This window comes from Stutzerimonas stutzeri KOS6, from assembly GCF_000307775.2.
Classification (GTDB): Bacteria; Pseudomonadota; Gammaproteobacteria; order Pseudomonadales; family Pseudomonadaceae; genus Stutzerimonas; species Stutzerimonas stutzeri_B.
In genome coordinates this window covers 242756-268290 of record NZ_KK020678.1, presented here as the reverse complement: position 1 = coordinate 268290, position 25535 = coordinate 242756, and the positions used below count along the sequence as shown (strand labels likewise).

At 60.6% G+C, this 25535-nt stretch carries 25 protein-coding genes; 16 read left to right on the top strand and 9 right to left on the bottom strand.

All coding sequences use genetic code 11. From position 1 onward, the window contains the following. Positions 1 to 203: 203 nt before the first annotated feature. Positions 204 to 1808, bottom strand: coding sequence for an ATP-binding protein (locus B597_RS45175; RefSeq protein WP_003292169.1), 1605 nt, complete (start codon positions 1806 to 1808; stop codon positions 204 to 206). Between the two features lie 10 nt (positions 1809 to 1818). Beyond that, a complete protein-coding gene (locus B597_RS45170) occupies positions 1819 to 2538 on the bottom strand; it encodes a winged helix-turn-helix domain-containing protein (protein ID WP_003292170.1) in 720 nt (239 codons plus the stop codon). 703 nt (positions 2539 to 3241) lie between these two features. Here B597_RS45170 and B597_RS45165 point away from each other — a divergent pair. The 7 genes from B597_RS45165 (at position 3242) to B597_RS47195 (ending at position 12435) form a co-directional block, all read left to right on the top strand. After that, positions 3242 to 6142 (top strand): ribonucleoside-diphosphate reductase subunit alpha, encoded by a 2901-nt coding sequence (locus B597_RS45165; RefSeq protein WP_003292171.1) that lies wholly within the window; start codon positions 3242 to 3244, stop codon positions 6140 to 6142. A 492-nt stretch (positions 6143 to 6634) separates the two neighbouring features. Continuing rightward, entirely contained in the window at positions 6635 to 7885 is a 1251-nt protein-coding gene (locus B597_RS45160) for a ribonucleotide-diphosphate reductase subunit beta (protein ID WP_024162547.1), read from the top strand. Between the two features lie 114 nt (positions 7886 to 7999). Next, complete coding sequence (locus B597_RS46750; RefSeq protein WP_082321594.1) at positions 8000 to 9268, top strand: hypothetical protein; 1269 nt, start codon at positions 8000 to 8002, stop codon at positions 9266 to 9268. A gap of 179 nt (positions 9269 to 9447) precedes the next feature. Further along, positions 9448 to 9966, top strand: coding sequence for an REP-associated tyrosine transposase (locus tag B597_RS45155; protein ID WP_003292174.1), 519 nt, complete (start codon positions 9448 to 9450; stop codon positions 9964 to 9966). 241 nt (positions 9967 to 10207) lie between these two features. Further along, positions 10208 to 11467, top strand: a complete 1260-nt coding sequence (locus tag B597_RS45150; protein WP_003292175.1) for a hypothetical protein — start codon at positions 10208 to 10210, stop codon at positions 11465 to 11467. Next, the gene (locus B597_RS45145) at positions 11464 to 11865 is read left to right on the top strand and encodes a hypothetical protein (protein WP_003292176.1); all 402 of its coding nucleotides are present in this window, start codon (positions 11464 to 11466) and stop codon (positions 11863 to 11865) included. Before B597_RS45150 ends, B597_RS45145 begins: the two co-directional genes overlap by 4 nt. Positions 11866 to 12045: 180 nt before the next feature. Next, positions 12046 to 12435, top strand: coding sequence for a hypothetical protein (locus B597_RS47195; RefSeq protein WP_152028207.1), 390 nt, complete (start codon positions 12046 to 12048; stop codon positions 12433 to 12435). 299 nt (positions 12436 to 12734) lie between these two features. Here B597_RS47195 and B597_RS46125 read toward each other — a convergent pair whose 3' ends face one another. Next, on the bottom strand, positions 12735 to 13976 hold the full coding sequence (locus B597_RS46125; RefSeq protein WP_003292177.1) for a PDDEXK-like family protein: 1242 nt from the start codon (positions 13974 to 13976) through the stop codon (positions 12735 to 12737). A 478-nt stretch (positions 13977 to 14454) separates the two neighbouring features. On the opposite strand from B597_RS46125, the gene B597_RS47785 reads away from it, so the two are divergent. From B597_RS47785 to B597_RS45120, 5 genes are all read left to right on the top strand, one after another. Further along, positions 14455 to 14670 (top strand): hypothetical protein, encoded by a 216-nt coding sequence (locus B597_RS47785; RefSeq protein ID WP_226925014.1) that lies wholly within the window; start codon positions 14455 to 14457, stop codon positions 14668 to 14670. Beyond that, positions 14649 to 15230, top strand: a complete 582-nt coding sequence (locus tag B597_RS45135) for a hypothetical protein (RefSeq protein WP_003292178.1) — start codon at positions 14649 to 14651, stop codon at positions 15228 to 15230. The genes B597_RS47785 and B597_RS45135 overlap by 22 nt, the downstream gene beginning before the upstream one ends. Continuing rightward, positions 15227 to 15616: a hypothetical protein gene (locus B597_RS45130; RefSeq protein ID WP_003292179.1), complete on the top strand. Its 390-nt coding sequence runs from the start codon at positions 15227 to 15229 to the stop codon at positions 15614 to 15616. The genes B597_RS45135 and B597_RS45130 overlap by 4 nt, the downstream gene beginning before the upstream one ends. Positions 15617 to 15966: 350 nt before the next feature. After that, positions 15967 to 16641, top strand: a complete 675-nt coding sequence (locus B597_RS45125; protein WP_003292180.1) for a hypothetical protein — start codon at positions 15967 to 15969, stop codon at positions 16639 to 16641. A gap of 212 nt (positions 16642 to 16853) precedes the next feature. Beyond that, positions 16854 to 17549 (top strand): GNAT family N-acetyltransferase, encoded by a 696-nt coding sequence (locus tag B597_RS45120; protein ID WP_003292182.1) that lies wholly within the window; start codon positions 16854 to 16856, stop codon positions 17547 to 17549. A gap of 91 nt (positions 17550 to 17640) precedes the next feature. Here the strand turns inward: B597_RS45120 and B597_RS45115 are convergent, their stop codons facing one another. Beyond that, positions 17641 to 18384: a class I SAM-dependent DNA methyltransferase gene (locus tag B597_RS45115; protein WP_003292183.1), complete on the bottom strand. Its 744-nt coding sequence runs from the start codon at positions 18382 to 18384 to the stop codon at positions 17641 to 17643. 166 nt (positions 18385 to 18550) lie between these two features. After that, positions 18551 to 18934, bottom strand: a complete 384-nt coding sequence (locus B597_RS45110; protein WP_003292184.1) for a winged helix-turn-helix transcriptional regulator — start codon at positions 18932 to 18934, stop codon at positions 18551 to 18553. 88 nt (positions 18935 to 19022) lie between these two features. Here B597_RS45110 and B597_RS45105 point away from each other — a divergent pair, with 88 nt between their 5' ends. The 3 genes from B597_RS45105 to B597_RS45095 all read left to right on the top strand — a co-directional run bounded on the left by B597_RS45105 (position 19023) and on the right by B597_RS45095 (position 21167). Continuing rightward, positions 19023 to 20081 (top strand): SDR family oxidoreductase, encoded by a 1059-nt coding sequence (locus tag B597_RS45105; protein WP_003292185.1) that lies wholly within the window; start codon positions 19023 to 19025, stop codon positions 20079 to 20081. 72 nt (positions 20082 to 20153) lie between these two features. Continuing rightward, positions 20154 to 20621 carry an RNA methyltransferase gene (locus B597_RS45100; RefSeq protein ID WP_003292186.1) on the top strand — a complete coding sequence of 156 codons (468 nt, stop codon included), beginning with the start codon at positions 20154 to 20156 and terminating at the stop codon, positions 20619 to 20621. 123 nt (positions 20622 to 20744) lie between these two features. Further along, entirely contained in the window at positions 20745 to 21167 is a 423-nt protein-coding gene (locus B597_RS45095) for a DUF2141 domain-containing protein (RefSeq protein ID WP_003292188.1), read from the top strand. A 244-nt stretch (positions 21168 to 21411) separates the two neighbouring features. Here the strand turns inward: B597_RS45095 and B597_RS45090 are convergent, their stop codons facing one another. The 3 genes from B597_RS45090 to B597_RS45085 all read right to left on the bottom strand — a co-directional run bounded on the left by B597_RS45090 (position 21412) and on the right by B597_RS45085 (position 22728). Continuing rightward, on the bottom strand, positions 21412 to 21660 hold the full coding sequence (locus tag B597_RS45090; RefSeq protein ID WP_003292189.1) for an FmdB family zinc ribbon protein: 249 nt from the start codon (positions 21658 to 21660) through the stop codon (positions 21412 to 21414). Between the two features lie 331 nt (positions 21661 to 21991). Continuing rightward, the gene (locus tag B597_RS47465; protein WP_003292191.1) at positions 21992 to 22141 is read right to left on the bottom strand and encodes a hypothetical protein; all 150 of its coding nucleotides are present in this window, start codon (positions 22139 to 22141) and stop codon (positions 21992 to 21994) included. A 185-nt stretch (positions 22142 to 22326) separates the two neighbouring features. Next, entirely contained in the window at positions 22327 to 22728 is a 402-nt protein-coding gene (locus tag B597_RS45085) for a MerR family transcriptional regulator (protein ID WP_003292192.1), read from the bottom strand. 63 nt (positions 22729 to 22791) lie between these two features. On the opposite strand from B597_RS45085, the gene B597_RS45080 reads away from it, so the two are divergent. Then, a complete protein-coding gene (locus B597_RS45080; RefSeq protein WP_024162545.1) occupies positions 22792 to 23439 on the top strand; it encodes a cation efflux transmembrane domain-containing protein in 648 nt (215 codons plus the stop codon). Positions 23440 to 23526: 87 nt separating this feature from the next. On the opposite strand, the gene B597_RS45075 is transcribed toward B597_RS45080, so the two are convergent. Then, positions 23527 to 25518: a metallophosphoesterase family protein gene (locus tag B597_RS45075; RefSeq protein ID WP_003292194.1), complete on the bottom strand. Its 1992-nt coding sequence runs from the start codon at positions 25516 to 25518 to the stop codon at positions 23527 to 23529. Between the last annotated feature and the right edge of the window lie 17 nt (positions 25519 to 25535).

Below are 25535 nucleotides of genomic sequence, written 5' to 3'. Positions count from 1 at the left end.
GCCGGCAGTGGATCAGGCCTCGAATTCTTCCTCGCAGATCATTGCGTCGTTCAGGCAGCGCAGGGCGGGCTTTCGCCCAGGGTGAAGGCCATGCACATCAGGTGTTGGTGGGCTGAAGCCCACCCTACGGCCAGTCATGAGGTCGTAGGGTGGATGTCGCTTTTCACATCCACCGGCTCGCCTGGCGAATGTGAGCGCCAGCCCTACGGGTCGGGTCGTTGGCGCGGCCAGACGAGGCTGAAGCGCGCGCCGCCCAGCTCGCTGTGACCCAGCTGGGAACGCCCCCCATGCCAGTAGATGATGCGTCGGACGATGGACAAGCCCAACCCGTGCCCACCCGAAGCGCGGGTGCGGCTGTCGTCCAGGCGCAGGAACGGGGTGAAGACCTTCTCCCAATCCGCTTCCGGCACGCCGGGGCCATCGTCATCCACATCCAGCCGAACCGTTTGCCCATCGATGGCAAAGCTGACCCGCACCCGGCCTTCGGCGTGGCGCATGGCATTGGTGACCAGATTGCTCAGCGCGCGACGCAGATACTGCGGCTCGGCCTCGGCCCAATTGCTGCCATCGGCTGCCGCGATGCAGTCGCCGCGCACGACAGCGACGCCCGCGCGCAATGGCGCCAGCTCGCCGATCACCTGATCGACCAGCGCCCCCAGATCCACCGGCTGAAAACTCAGGTTCGGCGAGCCGCGCTCCAGCCGCGAATACACCAGCATCTCGTCCACCAGCGCATCAAGGTCGTCGATATCGCTGTCCATGCCCTGCAGGTATTTCTGCCGAGCCTCAGCGGTCGGCGCCTCGGCCGTCATCTCCAGGCCGAAGCGCAGGCGGGCGACAGGCGTGCGCAGCTCATGGGCGACAGCGCTGACCATCTCGCGCTGCACCGCCAGCAACCGTTGCAGATGTCTGGCCATGCCGTTGAACGCCGCTGCCAGACGGCCGACCGAGTCGCTGCCGACATCAGGCACGCGGGTTTCCAGGTCGCCCCCGGCGATGCGCGTCGCGGCGCTTTCCAGCACGCTCAGGCGCTGTTCCAGCTGGCGCACCAGCAGATAGACGGTCAGGCCGATCAGCGACAACCCGAGCAGGCCGATCAGCACCAGCAGTTGCGGTGGATAGGGATTCATCTGATGCAGCGGTCCGAGCTGCATGATCCAGCCGGTGCCGGCGATGGCAGCGAACACGCGAATGGCATCGCCGCCCCGCTCCAGCGCCATCACCGTGTCCCCCTCGTCGAGGCGCCGACGCTGGTCGTCATCGAGGTTGGCGTTGTTGCGCGTGAGCAGCTCCAGCTCGAAGCCGAAGCCACGCGCCCGTTTCAGCTCGGCGAGTCGCTGCGGCTGCTCGGCTTCCGGATAGCGGATCAATTCGTCGATCAGCAGGTAGATCGTGGCGCGCGCCAGTTGCTCGCTGAGCTGCTCCACCTCGCCGGTGAGCACCAGCCCATCCTGCGCACTGACCAGACTGAACACCGTGGTGCTCTGCGGGCGGATCTGCTCGACCAGCACCTGCCCGCGCAGCAAGCGCGCCTCCAGACGACTATCCAGACTGACATCGTCCAGCGTGCGCACCCGCAGCGGAATGCCCAGCAGCCGCCCCCAGAGGTTAGCGGCCTGGCGCCGCTCGATCGGCGTCATGCTGCTCATATTGTGCGCCATCAGGCGGAAGGTGCCGCTGGCCAGGCGTTCGCGATGATCGTCCGCGCGAAACTGATTGAGCAGATGCAGCCCGCCCGCGCCGAGCAGTGCCACCAGCACCAGCACCCCGAGCATGCCGCCGTAGATGCGCAGGAAGATCGAATTCATGGGCGCGCGGCTAAACCAGCGCCGCAGCTGCTTCGGAGACGAACAGATAACCCTTGCCGCGCACCGTCTTGATCAGCCGCGGATGATCCGGGTCGTCACCGATCTTGGGCCGGATACGCGAGATGCGCACATCGATGGAGCGGTCCTGGCCGTCATATTCGATGCCGCGCAGCTGGGCGAAGATTTCCTCACGGGAAAGGATGCGCCCGGAGTTGGAGGCCAGCAGCCAGAGCAGATCGAACTCTGCGCCGGTCAGGTCGATCTGCTGCTCGCGCAGCCAGGCCTCGCGCAGCGCACTGTCGATCACCAGCGGGCCAAACTGCAGGCGCCTGGCATTGGCGCCTGCTTCCGGCGCCTCGCGACGACGCAGCAAGGCGCGGATGCGCGCCAGCAGCAAGCGCGGCCGCACCGGCTTGCACACGTAATCATCGGCGCCGGTTTCCAGCCCCAGCACCTGATCCAGGTCGTCGGCCCGCGCGGTGAGCATGAGGATCGGACCCTCATAGCGATCACGCACCTGCCGGCAGATCGACAGGCCATCCTCGCCGGGCAACATCAGATCGAGCACGACCAGATCAGGCCGCTCCTCGATGATGCGCTCGGCGGCGCAGGCGCCATCCGACTCGATCGACACCTCGAAGCCGCCATTGCCCTGCAGGTATTCCCGCGTCAGCTCGGCCAGTCTTCGATCGTCTTCGACGATGAGAATCCGCCATGTCTCTTGTTCCATCCCCGTCCCCTGTCAACATGTCAGGCCACAAACCGAACAGCGCGCATTGTACCCAACGCCCGGCCCCGCACGACGCACAAAAATCGCGCGACGACAAACACAACATGTAGTGTCATCGACCGGATGCAAAATATGCCCGGCGGCGCGTATTTCGTCGGTATTGTGCCAAGTGCCGAAGCCATGCGGCCTGCGGCCGGAAGCCGCGCTTTCACCCACAAAAGGCGCACACGTTATCCACAGGTTATCCCCGAGACGCACCTTGCATTGGTTTCCGGGCGGCATTATCTTGTCGCCCCTGCGCGCCGCAGCCCCTAGATGTTGGGTCTATTAATGCTAAACGACACAACTGACGAGATTACCGGAAAGCGAGCGTGCAGCCCGCTTCCACCGCTCTGCAACACCGTCGACTGCCTCAGATGAAGCATAAATGCAAGCCCTGGACAGTCGGCATCGAGACCCCGATCCCGAATCTAGTAGCTGTGCTCGGAATCGAAACAAAACACAAGATATTGTGTTGACAGCTTAAACAGCCTGACTATCCTTTCGGCACCGACCCGGCCCGTGACCGGCCGAGTCAGCGCTATTCCTTGCGACACCTCCATGCCGCCGCGATCCGGGGCATGGCTCATGCAACAAGACGCCGGCTCAACAGAGCCCGCAGACAGAATCAGAACCGCGACCCAAGAGAGAATCCGGAGCCCCCATGCAGAACCAATCCACTCGCGAGAACCCGCTGTCAGCCGATGCACCGGATCTGGCGGCCACCGCCCCGGGCCAGCTGCGCGTGATCAAGCGCAACGGTACCGTCGTGGCCTACACCGACGACAAGATCACCGTGGCCATCACCAAGGCGTTCCTCGCAGTGGAAGGCGGTAACGCTGCCGCCTCTTCGCGCATTCACGACACCGTCGCGCGCCTGACCGAACAGGTCACCGCGACCTTCCGTCGCCGCATGCCGTCCGGTGGCACCATCCACATCGAAGAAATCCAGGATCAGGTCGAACTGGCCCTGATGCGTGCCGGCGAACAAAAGGTCGCCCGCGACTACGTGATCTACCGCGAAGCGCGTGCCCAGGAGCGCAAGAGCGTCAATGCCGCCGCCGGTGGCGATATTGCCCAGCCGCACCCGAGCATCCGCGTGACCCGTGCCGACGGCAGCCAGCAGCCGCTGGACATGGGCCGCCTGCAGACCATCATCAGCGAGGCCTGCGAAGGCCTGGCCGAGGTCGACGGCGCGCTGATCGAGCGCGAAACCCTGAAGAACCTCTACGACGGCGTGGCCGAGAATGACGTCAACACCGCCCTGGTGATGACCGCCCGCACCCTGGTCGAGCGCGAGCCGAACTACAGCCAGGTCACCGCCCGCCTGCTGATGGACACCCTGCGTGCCGAAGCCTTGGGCTTCCTCGGGGTCGCCGAGTCCGCCACCCATCACGAAATGGCCGACCTCTACGCCAAGGCCCTGCCGGCCTACGTGGAAAAAGGCGTGCAGTTCGAGCTGCTCGACCCGCGCCTGAAGGAATACGACCTGGCCAAGCTGGGCGCCGCGATCAATCACGAGCAGGACCAGCAGTTCACCTACCTCGGCCTGCAGACCCTCTACGACCGCTACTTCATCCACAAGGACAACGTCCGCTTCGAGCTGCCGCAGATCTTCTTCATGCGCGTCGCCATGGGCCTGGCCATCGAGGAAGAACAGCGTGAAGCCCGCGCCATCGAGTTCTACAACCTGCTGTCGTCCTTCGACTACATGGCCTCCACGCCGACCCTGTTCAACGCCGGCACCCTGCGTCCGCAGCTGTCGTCGTGCTACCTGACCACCGTGCCGGACGATCTGGGCGGCATCTACGACGCCATCCGCGATAACGCCCTGCTCTCCAAGTTCGCTGGCGGCCTGGGCAACGACTGGACGCCAGTGCGTGCACTGGGCGCCTACATCAAGGGCACCAACGGCAAATCCCAGGGCGTCGTGCCCTTCCTGAAAGTGGTCAACGACACCGCGGTGGCGGTCAACCAGGGCGGCAAGCGCAAGGGCGCGGTCTGCGCCTACCTGGAAACCTGGCACCTGGACATCGAGGAATTCCTCGAGCTGCGCAAGAACACCGGTGACGACCGTCGCCGCACCCACGACATGAACACCGCCAACTGGATTCCGGACCTGTTCATGAAGCGTGTCTTCGATGACGGCACCTGGACCCTGTTCTCCCCGTCCGACGTACCCGATCTGCACGACCTCACCGGCAAGGCCTTCGAGGAGCGCTACGAGTACTACGAAGCCCTGATCGAATACGGCAAGATCAAGAACTACAAGACCCTGCAGGCCAAAGACCTGTGGCGCAAGATGCTCTCCATGCTGTTCGAAACCGGCCACCCGTGGCTGACCTTCAAGGACCCGTGCAACCTGCGCAGCCCGCAGCAGCACGTCGGCGTGGTGCACAGCTCCAACCTCTGCACCGAGATCACGCTGAACACCAACAAGGACGAGATCGCCGTCTGCAACCTGGGCTCGGTCAACCTGCCGAACCACATGGTCGACGGCAAGCTGGACACCGCCAAGCTGGAGCGCACCGTGCGCACCGCCGTGCGGATGCTCGATAACGTCATCGACATCAACTACTACTCGGTGCCGCAGGCGCGCAACTCCAACTTCAAGCACCGCCCGGTGGGCCTGGGCATCATGGGCTTCCAGGACGCGCTGTACCTGCAGCACATCCCCTACGGCTCCGATGCCGCCATCGACTTCGCCGACAAGTCCATGGAAGCGGTCAGCTACTACGCCATCCAGGCCTCCTGCGACCTGGCCGACGAGCGCGGCGCCTATGAAACCTTCCAGGGTTCGTTGTGGAGCCAGGGCATCCTGCCGCTCGATTCGCAGCAGATCCTCATCGAAGCGCGTGGCCAGAAGTACATCGACGTCGACCTGACCGAGTCCCTGGACTGGGCGCCGGTGCGTGCCCGCGTCAAGAACGGCATCCGTAACTCGAACATCATGGCCATCGCCCCGACCGCGACCATCGCCAACATCACCGGCGTCTCGCAGTCCATCGAGCCGACTTACCAGAACCTGTACGTGAAATCGAACCTCTCGGGCGAATTCACCGTGATCAACCCCTATCTGGTTCGCGACCTCAAGGCGCGCGGCCTGTGGGACGCGGTCATGATCAACGACCTCAAGTACTACGACGGTTCGGTGCAGCAGATCGAGCGCATCCCGCAGGAGCTGAAAGACCTCTACGCGACCGCCTTCGAAGTGGAAACCAAGTGGATCGTCGACGCCGCCAGCCGCCGCCAGAAGTGGATCGACCAGGCCCAGTCGCTGAACCTCTACATCGCCGGCGCCAGCGGCAAGAAGCTGGACGTGACCTATCGCATGGCCTGGTACCGTGGCCTGAAAACCACCTATTACCTCCGTGCCCTGGCCGCGACCAGCACCGAGAAGTCCACCGTCAACACCGGCAAGCTCAACGCCGTGTCCAGCGGTGGCAACAGCGGCACCAGCGCCGCCCCGGCGAAAGCCGCGCCAGCGCCGGAGATGTCCGCCGGCCCGGCACCGGTGCCGAAAGCCTGCGCCATCGATGAGCCAGACTGCGAAGCTTGCCAATAAGTAGTTAAGTCGCGGTCCCCAGAGCGGACCGCGCGTTGTTGCCCGCCAGGCCGCCCCCGTCACGTACATGCGTACGCTCAGGGGCTCCGACCTGTCGGGCGCCTTGCGCTGCCACGCTCTGGAAACCGCTCGCAGCGAGCTGCTGCTGAAAAGCGCTGCGTCGAGGCTTGAGGGCAACACCGACCCTGTAGGAGCGAGGGGGACGCCTAGTCCTTGCTCGCGATCCACTATCCGCCAACTCCCGATCCGAGTTAGTGCAATAGCCAGAGGCCAGCCCTGATCCAGTCCCCTCGCCCCTCCGGGGAGAGGGCTAGGGTGAGGGGCAGCCCACCAGACAACACAAAGGCCGGGCCCAAACCTCGACCTGATACAGAACACAAAGGGCGCGGGGCACCACCACCCTCCCCAACCAAACACCCGCTTTTGCGTGCAAACCAAAAGCCCAAACATTTCCGACCGGCCATGACCGGTCCCCAATCAGGAGAAACCACCATGCTGAGCTGGGACGAATTCGACGAAGAAGAAACCACCGCAACACCGGCCGCCGCACAAGCCGCCGCTGCCGCCAGCAACGAAGCACCGGTCAAACTCGACCAGGACGCCGCCGGCTCCGTCGAAGAAGCCCGCGCCGTTGCCGCCGACGACTCCGACGCCATCGCCCGCGCCAAGCGCGCGCTGGACGACCTGGACATCCAGGAAGGCCTCAACGAACTGGAAGGCGAATCGGCCCGCGTGCGCGTCGACGAAAAGCGCATGATCAACGCCCGCGCCGACCTCAACCAGCTCGTCCCCTTCAAGTACGACTGGGCCTGGCAGAAGTATCTGGATGGTTGCGCCAACCACTGGATGCCGCAGGAAGTGAACATGAACGCCGACATTGCCCTGTGGAAGAGCAAGGACGGCCTCAGCGAAGACGAGCGCCGCATCGTCAAGCGCAACCTCGGCTTCTTCTCCACCGCCGACAGCCTGGTCGCCAACAACCTCGTGCTGGCCACCTACCGCCTGATCACCAACCCCGAATGCCGCCAGTACATCCTGCGCCAGGCCTTCGAAGAGGCGATCCACACCCACGCCTACCAGTACTGCATCGAGTCGCTGGGCATGGATGAAGGCGAGATCTTCAACATGTACCACGAGATCCCGAGCGTCGCGAAAAAGGCCAGCTGGGGCCTCAAGTACACCCGTTCCATCTCCGACCCGACCTTCCAGACCGGCACCCCGGAGACCGACAAGCAGTTCCTGCGCAACCTCATCGCCTACTACTGCGTGCTCGAAGGCATCTTCTTCTACTGCGGCTTCACCCAGATCCTCTCCATGGGCCGCCGCAACAAGATGACCGGCACCGCCGAGCAGTTCCAGTACATCCTGCGCGACGAGTCCATGCACCTGAACTTCGGCATCGACATGATCAACCAGATCAAGATCGAAAACCCGCACCTGTGGGACGCCGAGATGAAGGACGAAGCGACCCAGATGATCCTCCAGGGCACTCAGCTCGAAATCGAATACGCCCGCGACACCATGCCCCGCGGCGTACTGGGCATGAACGCCGCGATGATGGAGGACTACCTCAAGTTCATCGCCAACCGCCGCCTGACCCAGATCGGCCTGAAGGAAGAGTATCCGGGCACCACCAACCCGTTCCCGTGGATGAGCGAGATCATGGACCTGAAGAAGGAGAAGAACTTCTTCGAGACGCGGGTGATTGAGTATCAGACGGGTGGGGCTTTGAGCTGGGATTGATTCCGGAAACTCACTAAAGAGATTAAGAGCGCTTTACCTGAAATGGATGTTTGGGGTGGCGAGTAAAGACTTGAAGCCCCGCCCAGTGCGGGGCTTATTTTTTGGAGTTACTTAATGACAAAAGAATATTTCGTCGAAGAAGTCTTTGTTCCTGGTGGAATGCCCAAGTTCACATATATCTCAAGAGCCAAACTCACACTTGAAAAAGACTTACAAAAAGTCTCTAGAAATCTATGCAAGCTCGTCACCCTAACAGGCTCCACAAAATCCGGAAAAACTGTACTTACCAATAAAATATTCCCACGAAGCAATCCAAAAAATATTTGGATAGATGGAGGTTCTATATGTGAAGAAAATGACTTCTGGTCATTTATTCTTGAAGCCCTACATGAATATACTTCTCACGAAGAATCAACAACCAGCGAGTCAAGCAGCTCTATATCCGGAGATGCCACTGGGGAAATAGGTGTTCCATTACTTGTTAAAGGCAAAGGAAAGATCGGCGCCACCAACGGAAAAAAATCCTCTGATGGGGAAAAAAGTAGTCGAACACTCTCCCCACGAGCAGCAGCAATTCTTGCAATACGAAAACACACTCCTACGATAATTATTGATGACTTTCACTACCTCAGTAGAAAATTTCAAGGAGATATTGTTCGCGCTTTAAAACCACTGATTTTTGACGGTCTTGCTGTAGTTGCGATCGCCATTCCTCATCGCCGTTATGACGCTGTTAAAGTTGAGAAAGAAATGACTCAACGTATTCACCCGATCCCTGTGCCAGCTTGGTCAAAAGACGAGCTAATGGAAATTGCATCTATCGGTTTCCCCTTGCTGAAAGCTGAGACTGAAAAGAGTGTCAACGACCGAATGGCAGAAGAGTCTTACGGCAGCCCTCACCTAATGCAAGAATTCTGTTCAGAATTAGCAAGGCAAAATGGAATAGAAAAAACTCTACCTCAAAAACTGACTATCACATCAATTAGCGACGACACTTTCAAAAATATCGCCAATCACACTGGAAAAGTTATATTCGAGAAATTAGCAAAAGGCCCTCGCCAAAGGTCAGACAGAAAGCCTAGGCCTCTAGCCGCCGGTGGAACTGCAGACATTTACAAAGTAGTCCTTCTTGCGCTAGCAAAAATATCTCCCGGCATGCAACGGGTTGACTATGAAGTATTACGCTCAACTATTAAAGAGACGTTAGCAGCTGAAATCCCCCAAGCGCATGAAGTCTCACGAGTTCTAGAGAAGATGTCCGAAATAGCTTCTAATGATGAAGCATCCACACCAGTAATCGACTGGATAAAGGCAGATCAAGAGCTATACATAACCGACCCATTCTTTGCATTCTTTTTAAAGTGGGGATCCATAGACGACTAGGTTCTGTACGAAAAGCGAGGTAGCCTGGAAGTGACGCGTGGAAAAGGCTTCGCCGTTTTCCACCCTACGACGTCGAGGCGTCGGCGGAATGGGTGGGTGAGATGGCGTAGGGTGGATAACGCTTTGCTTATCCACCGATACGGACTTCCCACCAACACAACGCTCAAGGATGAGCCGCCATGTCCCGCTACCGCCGCGCCCACGTGCCGGGCGCCACGTATTTCTTCACCGTCAACCTGCTCAACCGCCGCAGCGACCTGCTGGTCCGCCATATCGACCTGCTCCGCGAGACGGTGCGGGCCACGCGCTCACGTCATCCGTTTCATATCGATGCCTGGGTCGTCCTGCCCGACCACATGCACTGCGTCTGGACGCTGCCCGATGGCGATGCCGATTTCGCCCTGCGCTGGAAGGTCATCAAATTCGCTTTCGCCCGGCGTTTGCCGAAGACCGAGGTGCTGACGGCAACCCAACGCTCCCGCGGCGAGCGCGGCATTTGGCAACGGCGCTATTGGGAACATCTGATTCAGGACGAACGGGATTACCGGCAGCACGTCGACTACGTGCATCTGAATCCGTTGAAGCATGGCCTGGTGGAGCGTGTCGTCGACTGGCCAAATTCAAGCTTTCACCGGGCGGTCAGGGCTGGTGTCTATTCAGTTGACTGGTGCGGTGATGAAGCCGGTCGGAATTCGTAGGTGATGCGGACCGACGCGTGGAAAAGACTTCGCCGTTTTCCACCCTACGCACTGGCTCCAAGTTTCTGGCAGCTTTTGCGCTTCTCGAGCTGATTGCTACCGTGCTTCGCCGAACGATCAGGCAACTTCAAACGCGCCGCCAGAACGCTGCTCCGACACACGTTTCGTGAACGAGCGCCGATAGGCTGATGTTTCAAATGGATAGACTGCTGCCTGATTGAACCGTACAGGGAAGACTGTCATGAGGATGGACAACCTCAAAGACCCGACCTATCCGACCGACCGGAGCTGGGACCTGGACACCGGCTGGAAGCCTGACAGCACCGACAGGCGCGATTCAAGCTGGATGCCTGATCATGGCTGGGGCCGCCAGGCCGAGTCGCCGAAGACCAAGCCCGGTAATGGCGGCGCCTCCTTTGCTGCCTGGGACCAAAAAACCGAAACCACTCCAGAGCTCTCGGACTGGCCACCGGCAGACATGCTCAGAATCACCGATGCGCTGCCGCCCGGCTTCTACATCGTGCCGCGCAGCATGTCCGGCGAGCATGTGCTTGCCAGGCTGTTCGCCGATATACCGCACAAACACCTGGCCAACCGCATCAAGGCGCTGAATCCCACTTTCGCGAAAGGCTTCAAGGCCGGCGAAATGATCGTCTTGGGCAACCTGATCAATCCAACCGCCTGCCTGCGTGAAGAGGCCGAGCTGATGGCGGCCGCCACCAAGGTGCGTGCGGCTTTGGAACCACTGAGCGAGGACGAAGCCGACTTCATGGCTGAGCATCAGGCCGAGATCGCGCTGATGGTCGATGGCGCCAGCCAGTCACTGGGGCTTAGCACCGACATACTGGGGAATGGCCTGAAGCAGATTGACGGCACGCTGCGTGATATCGAATACCTGCATCAGCGCGAGTTCGCCACGCATGGGCATCTGCAAAGTCAGCAATTTTTCACGTCCCGCCAGCAGCTGTACCGCCAGCTCGACAACCAATTGAAAGCGACTTTCCTCGGCAAGCAACTGGGCCTGGGCAGCTACCCAACGTTGCGCCAGGACCTCGGCATTTCCACCCGTAACTTGGTGCACCATTGGAGCAAAGGCGGCGCGCCAGGCCAGATACCCGGATACGCGACCCACATGAATGAAATTGCCAAGGCGGCGAAGTACCTCAAGAATGGCAGCTATATAGGTATTGCCCTAGGCGGTACGGCCTCTGTCTTGAAAGTTCAAGAGGTCTGTCAGGCTGGCGAAACCCAGGCGTGTCAGAAGATTCGGTTTACGGAGACGGGGAGTTTTGCTGGAGCGCTGGGTGGTGGATCTATCGGCGTCTGGATGGGGAGCGGCGCTGTACCGGCTATTTGCGCGGCCATCGGATTGGGCTCTGGCGGTATCGGCGGTGTTATTTGTGCCTTGGTTGTAGTTGGCGGAGCTTCGGCGGCGGGAGGCGCTATTGGCGGCGGATCTGGAGAAAAGGGTGGAGAAATATTGTACGAGTGGATGCCATGAGTTTTTTTGATATTGATACATGGCACCCTGGATTGGCATTTGCTTTTTTGCTGGCCCCTTTCGTGATTGGGCTATCTGGTGTGGCAATTGGTATCTACATCGCCTGTAGCCGCCATTTCGACACGATGCTCTCAGCGCTTCCAAACAGTGACTGGGCTAGGCAACGCCAGATCGTGGGTACAACGAGCCTGGCTTCGCGATGCTACTTGGTCAGTACGCTCAGCGGCGCCCTGCTCCTCTCCGAATTCAACGTCCGTAAAGGTGTGCTCGATGCCAACGATGTCAGCAACTTTCCACCCTCGCTACGGCGAATCATGACGTTATCCACCAAACTCGCATTCGTCGGCATGGCGTGGCTTTCTTTGGCATTTGCGCTGATCAAGTATGCCGGAGGCTGAAGAGGCCGGTAGTCAGTTCATACACCACATCGACTTGTGCTGCGATAGGAACAGCTTCGGGTGGCGAAGGTGGCGTTGTTTGAGGTCTGGTATTAGTCAGGCGGTTTCGGTTGCTGGCAGTGCCGGTGGTGCGGCAGGTGGTGAGTGGATGGGAGAGTTCTCTGTAAGAGAGACTAAGCCATGGCTGAGTTTTGGAATTCCTGGTGGGCATTCGCTTTTATGCTGACACCCTTCGTTATTGGGTTATCTGGCGTAGCGATTGGTGTCTACATCGCCTGTAATCGCCACTTCAACATCATGCTGTCAGCTCTTCCAAACAGTGCGTGGGCTAAGCAGCAGCACATTTTGGGGACAAGGAACTTTACTTCCCGTTTCTATCTGGTCGGGTCGCTAAGCGGCGCCTTACTTCTTTCGGATTTCAATGTTAGAAAAGGGGTGCTTGATGCCAATGACGTTAGCAACTTCCCCCCACCGCTGCGCCGCCTTATGACCCTATCGACCAAGCTGGCATGTGTCGGCATGGCATGGCTGTGTCTTGCGGTTGGCCTGCTAGAACTCACTGGAAATTGATGTGTTTTTGACTTCAGCATGTGGTTTGAAACCTGATCGTTCGACTCCAGATCACTATCTATCACTCCTTTTAGCAATCGGGTTCTACGGCGTTGAAAAGTGAACAGACATATTTTTCCGTCCCCAACCGCTCATCTTTCCGCCACGCTTGGGTCGTCCACACGGAAAGGTTCGCGGCGCGCCCCTCGAATGGCGATGCGGAACGAACTGGAGCGAGCCGGATGGCGGGGCGGGCCATCCGGGCGATTGCCAAAAGGAACCCGCCCAGCAGGGCGGAACCAAGGCGTCGAACAGCTCTCTCACTTCGCATCTGACGACTTATTTTTCAAAGGTGCCGCCAGAACCCCACACTGCGCCGCTTGCTTATGAATGTAATCCAGGAACCGATATACGCCGTCCTGCTGCGTTCTAAGAAGTCTTCTAACGTTTCCCCCGTGGATCAAATTGGCATGCCTGCATGCCTTGTCCCACAACGGCCTCTCGTCCATAACACCCATATAGGCAAACTCACTGGCAAAAACTAGCGCGACCGGCCGTGTGGGGGCATCAAAGACGGCGCCCACACGCTCCCAAGCCTTGTTCCTGCCTTGCTTGGTTAGCCATTTGAATAGGTTGTCTTCATCCAGTGTCTTGAACGGCCCACGCTCAACGAGCGCCGCTTCGCCGAACAAAGCCTTAAGCCCTTCAAACAGCCTGGCTGCAATGAAGCGATCCAGTGCCATCTGCGCCTCGATCATGAAAGCGTACATATCACGCTGTTCCGTATCCGGCAGGCTCATGGCGTAACTATCGAGCCTCATGATTTTTCTCCAAGACTTCGGTTTCTGCAGCCTTTCCAAAACGAGGCGGTACTCTTCAAAGGCGTTTCGTATGCCGCCGGTCGGCGCCATTTCAGCGCAGTTCTCAGCCCACCGGACCAACGATGGAAAATACGGGACGTGATGAAACGGGATTGCCACGTTTGCGTTGTCCCGGAAGTCTGGAAGATCCGCATGAGGCTTGGTTCCACCGTAGCCCTCCCAGCGGAGCACGTTCCCGGCGAGTGAAAATCCCGCTAGGCTGTTCGACCGTTTACTAGGTTGGGAGCGCCAGGCACTCAGGTAGATCACCGCCACCCGATCGGACAAATCCTCCTCGCCAGCGAACAGCTTTCTATGCACGCAACCGATATAGCGGCTGATCTGATAACGCTGGTCCGGCGCATCGATCTTGTTTTCGACGATAAGTGCGCGCTCGCCGTCGTGGATCAAAACGTCGATGCTGTCCTTCTCACGCACGACAGTGGCGCGCTCAAGATCGAAGCGCCGAAACTGTTCCGGTAGTTCCTTCAGAAAGAGTTCGAGAAAAACGCTGCCCTGATAATGAAGCCCCTTCGGATTGAGCATGGAGCAGAGGAAGCGCGAGTGAAGCGTCACCTCGTTCGACGGCTTCAGCAGCGATGCAATGAGGCTGTAGTCATGCAGACCTTCTATCTTTCGCCGCTCGTTGTCGGACTTCATGTTTCGATACTGATCAAGGCATCGCTTCGCTATTTCATCCATGTCTCTGCTCCCCCACCTATCCATCGAGGGCGCGCACTATAAGCCATCGTTCCGACGAATGACATTATCTAGCCACTAGTCGAGTCCGTATAATCGCGCGCCCATCCAGCGGGCGAAACGAAGCCTGCAACAGGCCCTAGAGCAGCGCACTGCCGGTCGTCGTATTCGATTCAAGCGCCTGGCCTCGTGGCCGACTACTTCTCGTTGCCCCACGCTTCGACAAGCCCTGGCTCCGCTAGCGAAAAAGGGGACAGACTTATTTTCTAGCTGCCCTACCCGCTCATTTTTTCCACCAGACATTTACTCGGGCCGTGGCTATTCGCCGTGTCGAAAAAACGCAGTGATGCTGGCGGGCTTCGATTCCATATGGAAACGCCCCGACAGTGCCCAAGCCCAAGTTTCGTGAACAAGAGCCGATTAGCCAAGGCCGTCAAATAGATAGACTGCGGTCCGGTTCAACAAGACAGGGAAGATTTTCATGGGAACGGACACCCTCAAAGACGCAGCCTACCCGTTCGATCAGGGGTGGGATCTGGACACCGGCTGGAAGCCTGACAGCACCGGCAACCGCGACTCCAGTTGGTTGCCTGATCATGGCTGGTGCCGCCGGGCCGAGTCGCCGAAGACCAATCTTGATAACGGTGGCGCCTCCTTTGCTTCAAAGCCGGAGAAATGTTCGTTCTCGGCAACCTGATCAATCCAGCCGCTTGCTCACGCGAAGAGGCCGAGCTGATGGCGGCGGCCGCCAAGGTGCGTGCGGCCTTGGAACCACTGAGCGAGGACGAAGCCGACTTCATGGCTGAGCATCAGGCCGAGATCGCCCTGATGGTCGACGGCGCCAGCCAGTCACTGGGGCTTAGCACCGACATGCTGGGGAATGGACTGAAGCAGATTGACGGCACGCTGCGTGATATCGAATACCTGCATCAGCGCGAGTTCGCCACGCATGGGCATCTGCAAAGTCAGCAATTTTTCACGTCCCGCCAGCAGCTGTACCGCCAGCTCAACAACCAATTGAAAGCGACTTTCCTCGGCAAGCAGCTGGGCCTGGGCAGTGGAAGCGCTGCTGTACCACTTGCTAGCCATTTGGCCGCAGCGCCAATTTGCGCAGCCATTGGGTTGGGCTCAGGTGGTATAGGCGGCGTTGTATGCGTTTTAGTAGCCACCGGCGCGGCTTCCGTTGCGGGTGGGGCTGGCGGCCAGACAGGCGGAGAGTGGATGGGCGATTTCTTGTACGAGCAAACCAGACCATGACTGCTTTCTGGGACTCTTGGTGGGCATTCGCTTTTATGCTGGCCCCCTTCGTGATCGGAGCAATAGGGCAAGTCATTACAATCTACATGGCTTATCACGATTTAGATGAAATGAAAGCAGCGTTCCCGCATAGCAGCCATATCCGTAACCAGTTGAATATGTGGCCCGGCTCAGGATTCGCTGCCCGATATATGCAAGTGAACGCCATAACCGGGGCGGTTCTCCTTTCTAACTTTTATCTACGCCGAGGGGAACTCGAGCCCGCTGAAGTTGAGCGATTTCCAAAGCATCTGAAACCTCGAATGCTTTGGTCGACGTGGCTCTTGGGGACTAGTCTTGCGTGGCTATTTTTGGCCGTTGCCCTACTAAAACTCAGCGATAGCTGAGCACATCGATAGCTTGAATCAATCCGCTTCAGGCGGCGGCGTTTTGCGGTCTGGTTGTGGTCGGCGGGGCATCGGTTGCTGGCGGTGTCGGCGGCGCAGCAGGTAGCGAGTGGATGGGTGAATTCTTGTGCGAGCAGACGACGCCATGATGAGCATTGGAATTCTTGGTGGGCATGGGTGGATAACGCTTTGCTTATCCAGCGATACGGACTTCACGCCAAAGCCACGTTCAAGGATGGGCGGCCAGCGGCTGGAAAAAGCGGCCTCAGCTATGGCAATTTGTAACCGCCAGGATATAAGACACAGGCGCCACCACCAGGCATACCAACCAGGCAGGGTTAAGGGAAGATATGTTTACCGACATAAAAGTGGAGCTCAGCAAGTTTGACTGGAGCGGCGTTTCCGGTTTATCCGATGTGATCATGGTAGTGCTCACATTGGTTTTGCTCGCAGGACTGAAACAGGGCTCCAAGAATATTCGGGAGTCTTCGATATCCAGGGACGCTGACATTCTCCGCTGGGCGATGTCGGAAATGGACACGCTCAAGCCACAGATCAGGCTACTCACCGACGCTCACAAAAGGCATCGCTACTGCGGGCTGGCGCACGATCCCGAGTCAAACCCGAACGGCTGGACCAGCCAGGAACTCGAAGCGGCGCAGGTTGTTGGGGTCAATCTGCAACGCATCGGCTACATGGCCCTCCATAATCTAGTTTCACGGAATCACTTCATGAATATCTGGGGCCCGATGTACCTTGCCTGCTGGTATGCGCTGGAGCCTTGGGTGAAACACAAGCGAAAGGCTCTTAACGAGCCTATCGAGATCAAGGATGGTGCGTATAGCAGGATCTATTTCGAACAATACGCTCGTTACTGCGAAACACATCTGCCGCGACGCTTGGTGGACAATGAACGCCAACGTTTCGGCCTTCAACCTTTGCAAGAGAGCAGACTAACCATCCGGCAGAGGATTCGAGAAATGCTCGGTAAAGACGAAATTCTCGATGTGCGCCGCGACAGGTAAGTATGGAAATGCGTCCTCGACGCGGCTGCGACTAAGCGCCATTCGGCGCGGGACAACGTAGCGGTGCAGAGCGCCGAAGTCTGGCGCGCCGCAGACGGATGCCTTCAGTTCAGGTGTAGCGTGCAAGCAACGTGTGGAAAAGGCTTTGCCGTTTTCCACCCTGCCACCGCGCCCCTTACAATGCCCGCTTTCCGCACCAATCCGGAGCCTCCATGTTCACCCTTGCCCATCTGAACACCCCGCCGCCGGAATCGCTGAAAAGCCAGGTGTTGCAGATGGTGGTGGACTACCTCGGCGACATCAGCCCCGTCTCGCTGACGCCCGACAACCTGCTGTATCAGCTGTATCAGTACGTGGTGGGCTTCGAGGTGCATCGCTATCTGGACAGCATGGACGGCGCGCAGGCCGGCAAGCCTGAACTGCTCATGGCGCTGGATGCCGATGACCCGGCAAGCCTGCTTGGCTTCGCCCTGTACCTGCCGCATGTGGACGATCCCGAAGCCTGTGCGTTGGTCTATCTGGCGGTGCAGGCCAGCCATCGTCGCCAGGGCATCGGGCGGGCCATGGTCGAGGCGATGGTGGCGCGTTATCCCCATGCGCAAGTGGCGTGCGTGGCCAGCAAGGTGCCGTATTTCCAGGCGCTGGGCTTCCAGCCGCTGGCAGCACGCGGGCCGCAGGTGGTGATGAATACTCGAAGCCAGCCTTCGAACGGCGCAGTGGCGGTGCAGGACCTCGAGCCAATCTTCCAGTCCAAGGAGGTCCGGCAGATATATAGCTATCTGGTGCAACAACACGGCCAGGCCAGCATGACTGACGCGGAGAAACAACGGGACCGTCTGCTCGACGAACTGGCCCGACAGGCCGATCACCTGATCCAGACCCAGGCGCCAGCCAAGCACCTGCACTGACAACCCGGCCCTGGAAAAAGACATCGCCGCTTTCAGCGGTATGGTCGACGCGTCGACGGATGGGATCGCACCTGGCTAGAGGCCCTGCGGATCAGATCTTCACGCAGGCAAATATCGCGTTCCCGGACGTTGTGTCCCAGGGGACGATCCTCTCGTAATCGTGCTCGAGCACATGCACCTCGAAGTACGGCTCCAGCAGCTCGAGCAGCTCATCGAAGCTCACCGCCACCATGGGATGCTCGTCATGCCAGACCTGGCTTTCACCCGCGACGGTTTTCTCGATGCGCAACCGCAGCGCTTGCTGCTCGCCGACGCCCGGATAGTTCCAGCCGGAACTGAAACTGAACAGGCCATCCGCGTGACGGGCGCTGTGGGAGATGAATGATGCGTTGTCGATCCTGCGCTTATCGACGGCGTTGAAGCAGAACAGCCCACCTGTGCCCAACGCACCATGCACGCTGGCGATACAGGCCTTGAGTCGCTCGATCGCGGCGCTGTAATGGATGGAGTAAAGGAAGCAGGTGATCAGATCGAACGGCTGACTGACTGTGAAGCCACACATGTCCTGCAGAGCAAAATGCGCTTCCGGGCAGCGGACGGCGGCCCTGTCCAGCATGGGCTGGTTGATGTCGAGGCCCCCGCTCTGATAGCCCGCGTCGATAAAGTGCCGGACGTGCGGCCCGGTACCACAGGCCAGATCCAGATGCCGGTTGCCGGCATTGCCGAACAGCTGTTGCAGCCTATGAATACAGTGGCTTTGCGCACCGTAGTCGATATCGGCGCAGAGGAGATCGTAGTAACCCGACAGGTCGGTATAGATGGCGGTGCCGGGCATGATGTTCTGCTAGCTGAGCGGGGCGCTGGGGGCGCGCATCATATCCCGGCCATAGGAAAATCGCCTGCCAATTGCATGGCGCAGGCCGCGACTGGCGGCGCGCCTCGGTTTCCAGGCGCGCCGCCACCCGCCCTGCCACGCGGCTCCACGCACATTCAGTAAAGACTTAACCGCGCCTGCGGGACGTCCGCCTCGGCTGCAGCTCGTCCAGGGCATCGGAGTGCTGCCGCGCCCACTCGTAGACCAGCTCGATGGGCTCAACCATGAGCTTGCCCAGCGGCGAAAGCGCGTAGCTCACCGCCGGCGGCACCGAATCGAGCGTGTGCCGCTCTATCAATCCGCTCGTCTCCAGCTCCCGTAGCGTCTGTATCAGCATTTTCTTGGAGATGCCTGGCAGGCTTCGATGCAACGCGCCGCTGCGGGCGATGCCGTCGTGCCGCGCATAAAGCGTGTGCAGAACCATGCTGGTCCACTTGGTCGAGAAGATCTCGAGTACGCGTCTGGGCGCACAGTCTTCCCGCCATTGTTCTTCGTCAGATCCGGGTTGCATGGGGGATGGTTACCATTTGGTGCCGACTTGGATCGGCATTTTCGAGTGGGTAAGGTGCAGACCTGTTTCGCTTTGTGGGGTTTTGAACATGACAAATCAAGCACTGGTAGTCGGCTCGAGCGGCATCGTCGGTAGCGCCCTTTCGCATCTGTTGGCAAGCGAAGGCTGGGCGGTTGCCGGACTGGCACGGCGGCCGAACGCCGAGACCGGCGTGACGCCGATCAGCGCCGATCTGCTGGACCCGGCCGCCTTGGCGTCAGCGCTGAGCAGCGTGTCGCCCACGCACCTGTTCCTCACCACCTGGGCGCGACAGGCCAGCGAAGCGGAGAACATCCGGGTCAACGCGCAGATGATCCGCAATGTGCTCGACGCCGTGCGCCCTTCCGGCACGGTGCGACATGTCGCGCTGGTGACCGGCCTCAAGCACTACCTCGGCCCCTTCGAAGCCTACGGCAAGGGCTCGCTGCCGCAGACGCCGTTTCGCGAGGAACAGGGCCGGCTGGACGTCGACAATTTCTACTACGCCCAGGAAGACGAAGTGTTCGCAGCCGCGCAACGCGATGGCTTCAGCTGGAGCGTGCACCGACCGCACACCATCACCGGCGTTGCAGTGGGTAACGCGATGAACATGGCCACCACGCTGGCGGTCTACGCCTCCATTTGCCGCTTCACTGGCCGGCCATTCCGCTTTCCGGGCTCGGAAGTCCAGTGGAACAGCCTGACCGATATGACCGATGCCGGCCAGCTTGCCAGGCATCTGCGCTGGGCCTCCACCACGCCTGACGCGGCCAATCAGGCGTTCAATGTCGTCAACGGTGACGTATTCCGCTGGCAGTGGATGTGGACGCGGATTGCCGAGTGGTTCGGTGTCGAAGCCGCGCCGTTCGACGGCCCGGCCCCGCTGGAACAGCAGATGGCGGGTGACGCGGCGATCTGGAGTGACATGTCGAAGCAGTTCGGCCTGACCGAAGCGGACATCGGCAAACTGATTTCACCGTGGCACACCGATGCCGATCTCGGCCGGCCGATCGAGGTGGTAACGGACATGTCGAAGAGCCGCAAGCTCGGCTTTGTGGACTACCAGGCGAGCGACGAGGCGTTCTTCGAGGTGTTCACCCGGCTGCGGGCGAGCAGGCTCATTCCCTGATTCGGCCGCTGCAACCGACCGTCGACGAAACTGTCCCGTATACTCGCGCGTTTCCCGCGCGAGCCCTTATCCGTGAGCAACAAACGCTATGCCTGCATCGGCCTGAGCAACCCGAAATCGCCGTCCAATGTGGGCGCGATCATGCGTGCCGCAGGCTGCTATGGCGCCGCCTCGGTGTTCTACACCGGCACCCGCTACGACCGCGCCAAGGATTTCGTCACCGACACCAAGAAGGTTCATCAGGACATTCCGCTGATCAATATCGATGACCTGCGCAGGATCCTTCCGCTCGGCTGCGTGCCGGTCGCCGTGGAGTTGGTCGAAGGCGCCCGCGCCCTCCCCGAATACACCCACCCGGATCGTGCGCTGTACATCTTCGGTGCCGAGGACGGCTCGCTGAGCAAGGAGCTCCGCGATTGGTGCGAAGACGTGGTCTACATCCCCACCAACGGCTGCATGAATCTCGCGGCGACGGTCAATGTGGTGCTCTACGACCGCCTGGCCAAGGGCAACAGGACCCGCTCCGGCCCGCAGTTCTGATCGCCTGGCAGGCGTGGACAACGCGTCGCGTACTGGCCGAACATGATCGTTACTTGCGTCGCTGGCGGCGAACGCGGACGAACCGCCTGGCGGCTTCTTCACCCTCGACATCGAGAGCACAGCATGAAAGCACTATCTGCGCTGGGCATCCCCCTCGCCCTGGCGGTACCCGCAGCCCATGCCCAGGAGCTGCAGATCACCCTTGCCGGGCTTGAGCATGACGACGGCCAGGTGGCCGTGGCTGTGTATGCCGATCCGAAAACCTTTCGCAAGGAGAACCAGGCCTTTGCCACGCAGAAGGCCAAGGCACGGAAGGGCGCGATGACGCTGGTGTTCAGCGAGCTGCCACCTGGGCGCTATGCGGTGCTGGCCTACCATGATGAAAACGGCAACGGCGAACTGGATCGACGCTTCGGCATGATTCCCACGGAAGGCTATGGGCTGTCCAACGATCCGAAGGTGATGGGCCCGCCGGCATTCGAGGACAGCGCCTTCGAGGTGAGCGCCGACACGCCTGCCAGAATCACGCTGCAGATGCATTACTAGCTGGTAGCCATGGGGGAAATGGGCTGGCCTTAGGCTCTGTACGAAAAGTGCCTGCGCTGGCTGATGCTTCGTTAAAAACGGGTTCGGAATGATCATTTACAGCATGTAAACTCCGCTTCCTCACCCGTTTTTGCCTCGCCTGACCTTCGCTCGACGACTTTTCGTGCAGAACCTAGCGCGTGGAAAAGGCTCCGCCGTTTTCCACGTAGCAGAAGCGCCCGTTGCGGATATCACCTGCGGTCAATCAGCGGCAATTGCCCGCGCAACCACTGCGTGCACAGGCCGGCGCCTCGGGGTTCTTCAGCACTCGACTGTTGACTACGCCGGCCGCGGTCAGCAACTGGGTCACCCGCGCCTCGTCCGGTATCGACGCATCTTCGCCCACCGCGCCAGCGGCGCGCAGTTCGCCCCAGGTCTTCGGGCGCAGCGCCATCGGGTGGCGCACTTCATAAACCTGGCCATTGGCTTCGCAACGGTAGTCGTAGGTCGGCATGCTATCTCCCTCAAGCGAACAGGTATTGGCAGCGCTGCTCCGAGCTACCGGACCGGCGCCCCTAGAGACCGGGCTTAAGGGCGACCAAAGCGAACCCGCAGACGATCCCCGCCAGGGCGATCACCCAGCCGATTCGATGCGCGCGGTTCTTTTCAGCCTGACGGACGGGGTCTACGGGCTTTTTCTTTCTCACGATTCGTCTGCCTCTGATGAAGAACACGCTGCTGCCGGCCGGCACTGTTGCCGACCGGTGCAGCGCGCCTTTTTAGGCTGGATGGATCGGATTGTCCAGTGGCTGTCTCGGCAAGCACGGCTGTATCCAGGCCGCGCGCTAGCCAAGCGGGCTCTCGCCCGCGTTCGGTGCGTCCCGGGGCTCGGGCCCTGGCTCGGCAGCATGTTCGGCCGAGTCCGGCACATCGCCGTATTCGTCGTAATCGGGTGGCGTCAGGCCATCCTCGAGCGGCTCGTCTGGGTCGGTCATGGCAGCGGTCCTCTGGCAGAAGCGAAGGTCATGGGTGACTCATCGCGTTGGAGCGCACTGGCGGGCAGGTCGTTCGTCGAAGCCTGCATCTCGCGACCGCTGGCTCAGGGCAGCAAGGCCCCGGTGATCCCGGATGGATGTGTCCATGGCAGAGGCAGCGCCGTTGTGCAGGAGCCGGGCAAGCGCTACTTGTGCCCGCCTGCCGTGAGGGCCTCGATGATCCGGCAGTCCCTGACCGAGGACTCGCTGCAGCCGGCCAGGCGCTGCAGTTCCGCTTCGAGACGCTGCAGGTCGGCGATGCGCTGGCGCACCTCGAGCAGATGGCTTTGCACCAGACGATCGACATCGGTGCAGGCATGCCCGGGCTGGTCGGCCAGTCCGACCAGGGTACGGATTTCGTCGAGGGAGAAGCCGAGCTCCCGCCCCCGCTTGATGAAGCGCAGACGCGCGGCATCCTGCTCACTGAAGGTGCGGTAGCCGGATGAGGTCCGTGACGGTGCGGCCAGCAGGCCGATGCGCTCGTAATAGCGAATGGTTTCCACGTTTACGGACGTGGCCTGGCTGAGTTTGCCAATGGTGAGCGGCATGGCTTGACCCTGTAGTTGCTACAGGGTTTAGCGTACCGCCATCGACATTCCGAGGCGATGCTCATGGCAGGAAATTGCTGCAACAGTGGTTGCGCCAGCGCAGTAGCGCGCGGGCGATATCGGCGCATTCTCTGGATCGCGCTGCTGATCAATCTGGCGATGTTCGCCGTTGAAATCGGCGCGGGCGTGCGCGCCGGGTCGGTGTCGCTGCTGGCCGACTCGCTGGACTTCTTCGGCGACGCGGCCAACTACGGCGTCAGCCTGTTCGTGCTCGGTCTCGGGGTCATGGCGCGGGCGCGGGCATCGCTGGCCAAGGCGTTGACCATGGGCCTGTTCGGCGTGTTCATCCTGGTGATCGCCGTTGGCAACTTCGTCGACGGCAGCGTGCCGCAGGCCTCGACAATGGGCGTCGTCGGCGTGATCGCACTACTGGCGAACATTGTCGTGGCCGCCATGCTCTATGCCTACCGTGAAGGCGACAGCAACATGCGCAGCGTCTGGCTGTGCAGCCGCAACGATGCGCTCGGCAACCTGGCTGTGATGCTCGCTGCGCTGGGGGTGTTCGGTACCGGCTCCGGCTGGCCGGATCTGATCGTGGCGACGATCATGGCGCTGCTCTCCATCAGCGCGGCAGTGCAGATCACCCGGCATGCAACCGCCGAACTGCGCGCCGAGCGCGTGGTGTCTGGCGACCCGGAGCGACAGGCGTGACCGCCATGGTCATGCTCGACTAGCGATCAGCCCGGGCCTAGGCGCTGTACGAAAAATGCCTGCGCTGGGTGATGCTTCGTACAGAACCTAAGTCCGCTCCGTAAGGAACGCCACCGGGCCCGACCCATCGGCATTCAGCTGCGTGATCTGCAGCGGCCTGCCCTGCTCGTCCAGCACCAGCAGACCTATCCCCGATCCGTTCCACAAGCGCTCGCCAGCCCGGCTGCGATCCGGTATGCGCGGCACCACCTCCAGGTGCCGGCGCTTGGTCAACCAGTTCAATGGCGACCAGGGCGCGTAGAGCCAGCGGTTGAGGCGGTCGAACCAGTCCAGCAGGCGCCGCGGGAATTCGTTCTTCAGGCCGCTGCTGGTGATCTGCCACAGTCTCGGCCCGCGGTCGCGCGAGCGGATATGCACCTCGTAGACGAAGGAGTAATGCACGTCGCCGGAGAGAATCACGTAGTTACCCGGGGTCCGCGAATGCCGGAAGATGTTCATCATCACGTGAGCGGCGCCACGGTGGGCCATCCAGTTCTCCGCATCCACCAGCAAGGGCTGGCCGGCCCAGCTGAACACGCGCTGCACCGCCTCGATCAGCTTGACGCCGAACATCGGTGCCGGCGAGACGATGAGCACCGATGGCTTGTCGAGAATGTTCTGCTGGAATTCGCTCAGCGCTTCCCAGTCCATCAAACCGGATGGGCGGCTGAGGTTGCGCTCGCTGCGCCAGCGTCGGGTGCGGGTGTCCAGCACCACCAGCGGCGGCTCGGTCGCCAGCTGGTAACCCCAGCCGTCGAGACGCATCAACTCGTCGATGAAACGGTTCTGTTCGGCACAATCGAGCCAGGCATCGCTCGCCGTAGCCAGCAGCCCCTGCATCTGCTCCAGCAGCCCGCCGAAGCGTTGCGGCTGGTTGCCCCAGGCCTGGCAGAGCAGGTAGGCGATCAGCGCATTGCCGATGATGCGCCGTGAAAGCGGATGGCCGTAAGCGACTTCCTCCCAGCGGGCGGAGAGGTTCCAGTCGTCGGTGATGTCGTGGTCATCGAAGATCATCAGCGACGGCACATGCGCCAGGGCCCGCGCCGCCTGTGCCAGCCCCTGACGGAAGGCCTGCAGGCAGGCCTCCTCGGCGCGGTAGCGCTCGGCGAGCTTCGGCTCGAGATCGGGACGGACCGGCGCGATCAGCGACCAGGGCGTCGGCGACCAGACGAGCAGATACATCGCCATGACTTCGGCCATGGTGATCAGGTGGTTCTGCCCGTTGGCGGTGGTGAATACCGGTTTGTCCACGCCGCCGAAAAAGCGCTCGCGCAGCGCCTCGTTGGACTTGAACGCCGGCAGGAGCTGCTCGCGGCGGTAATAGGTCGCCGGATGCGTCATCAGTGCTTCGCTGTCATCTACCACTGCGCCTTCGAGCCGCTCGCCATAAAGCCCCAGGCGCCGTACCAGGGCATGGATGGCCACCAGCATCGGCCCGGCGACATCGTCGGCATACACCTGGTCGCCGGTCATCAGCAGCAGCGCCGGGCGCTCTGCGGGATTGTCCAATGCGTTGCCCAGCAGCTCGTCCACGCACAACAGTCCATCAGTGGCGGCATGGTGCGGCTTGCGGCAGGAGCCGTGCAGCACGCGATCGAGCCGCGACTTGATGACAAAGCTCGGACGCGGCGCGCCATCGTAGAGCAGATGTGGCGCCCAGTCGGCGATGCCCTGCTCCGTTGCGCCGGCATGAATGCGCAGGTCGTATTCGATCAGGCAATCGGTGGGCAGCGCTTCGTCCGGCACGACGTCGATCAGGTGCAGCACCGCGTGCTCGCCGATGGCCAGCTGCAGACAGTTCAGCTCAGCGGGCGCCAGTCGCCGTTGCAGCCCGGCGTCCGCACTCTCGAGGACCAGCGACAGTTCCAGTGGTCGCGATCCGACCAGCCAGAACGCCAACCGGCCCGGCTCGATCCGACGTAGCAGCGGGCCGGCCAGGACCGGTGGCAGGGAATCGGCAGGAGTTTGGAAGTCGGTCAAAAATATGATTCGCAGTGAGAAACGGAAGTCATTCGACGCGCGCCCGGCGCCTTCGTGCATTCGCCAAGGCCAAGGCG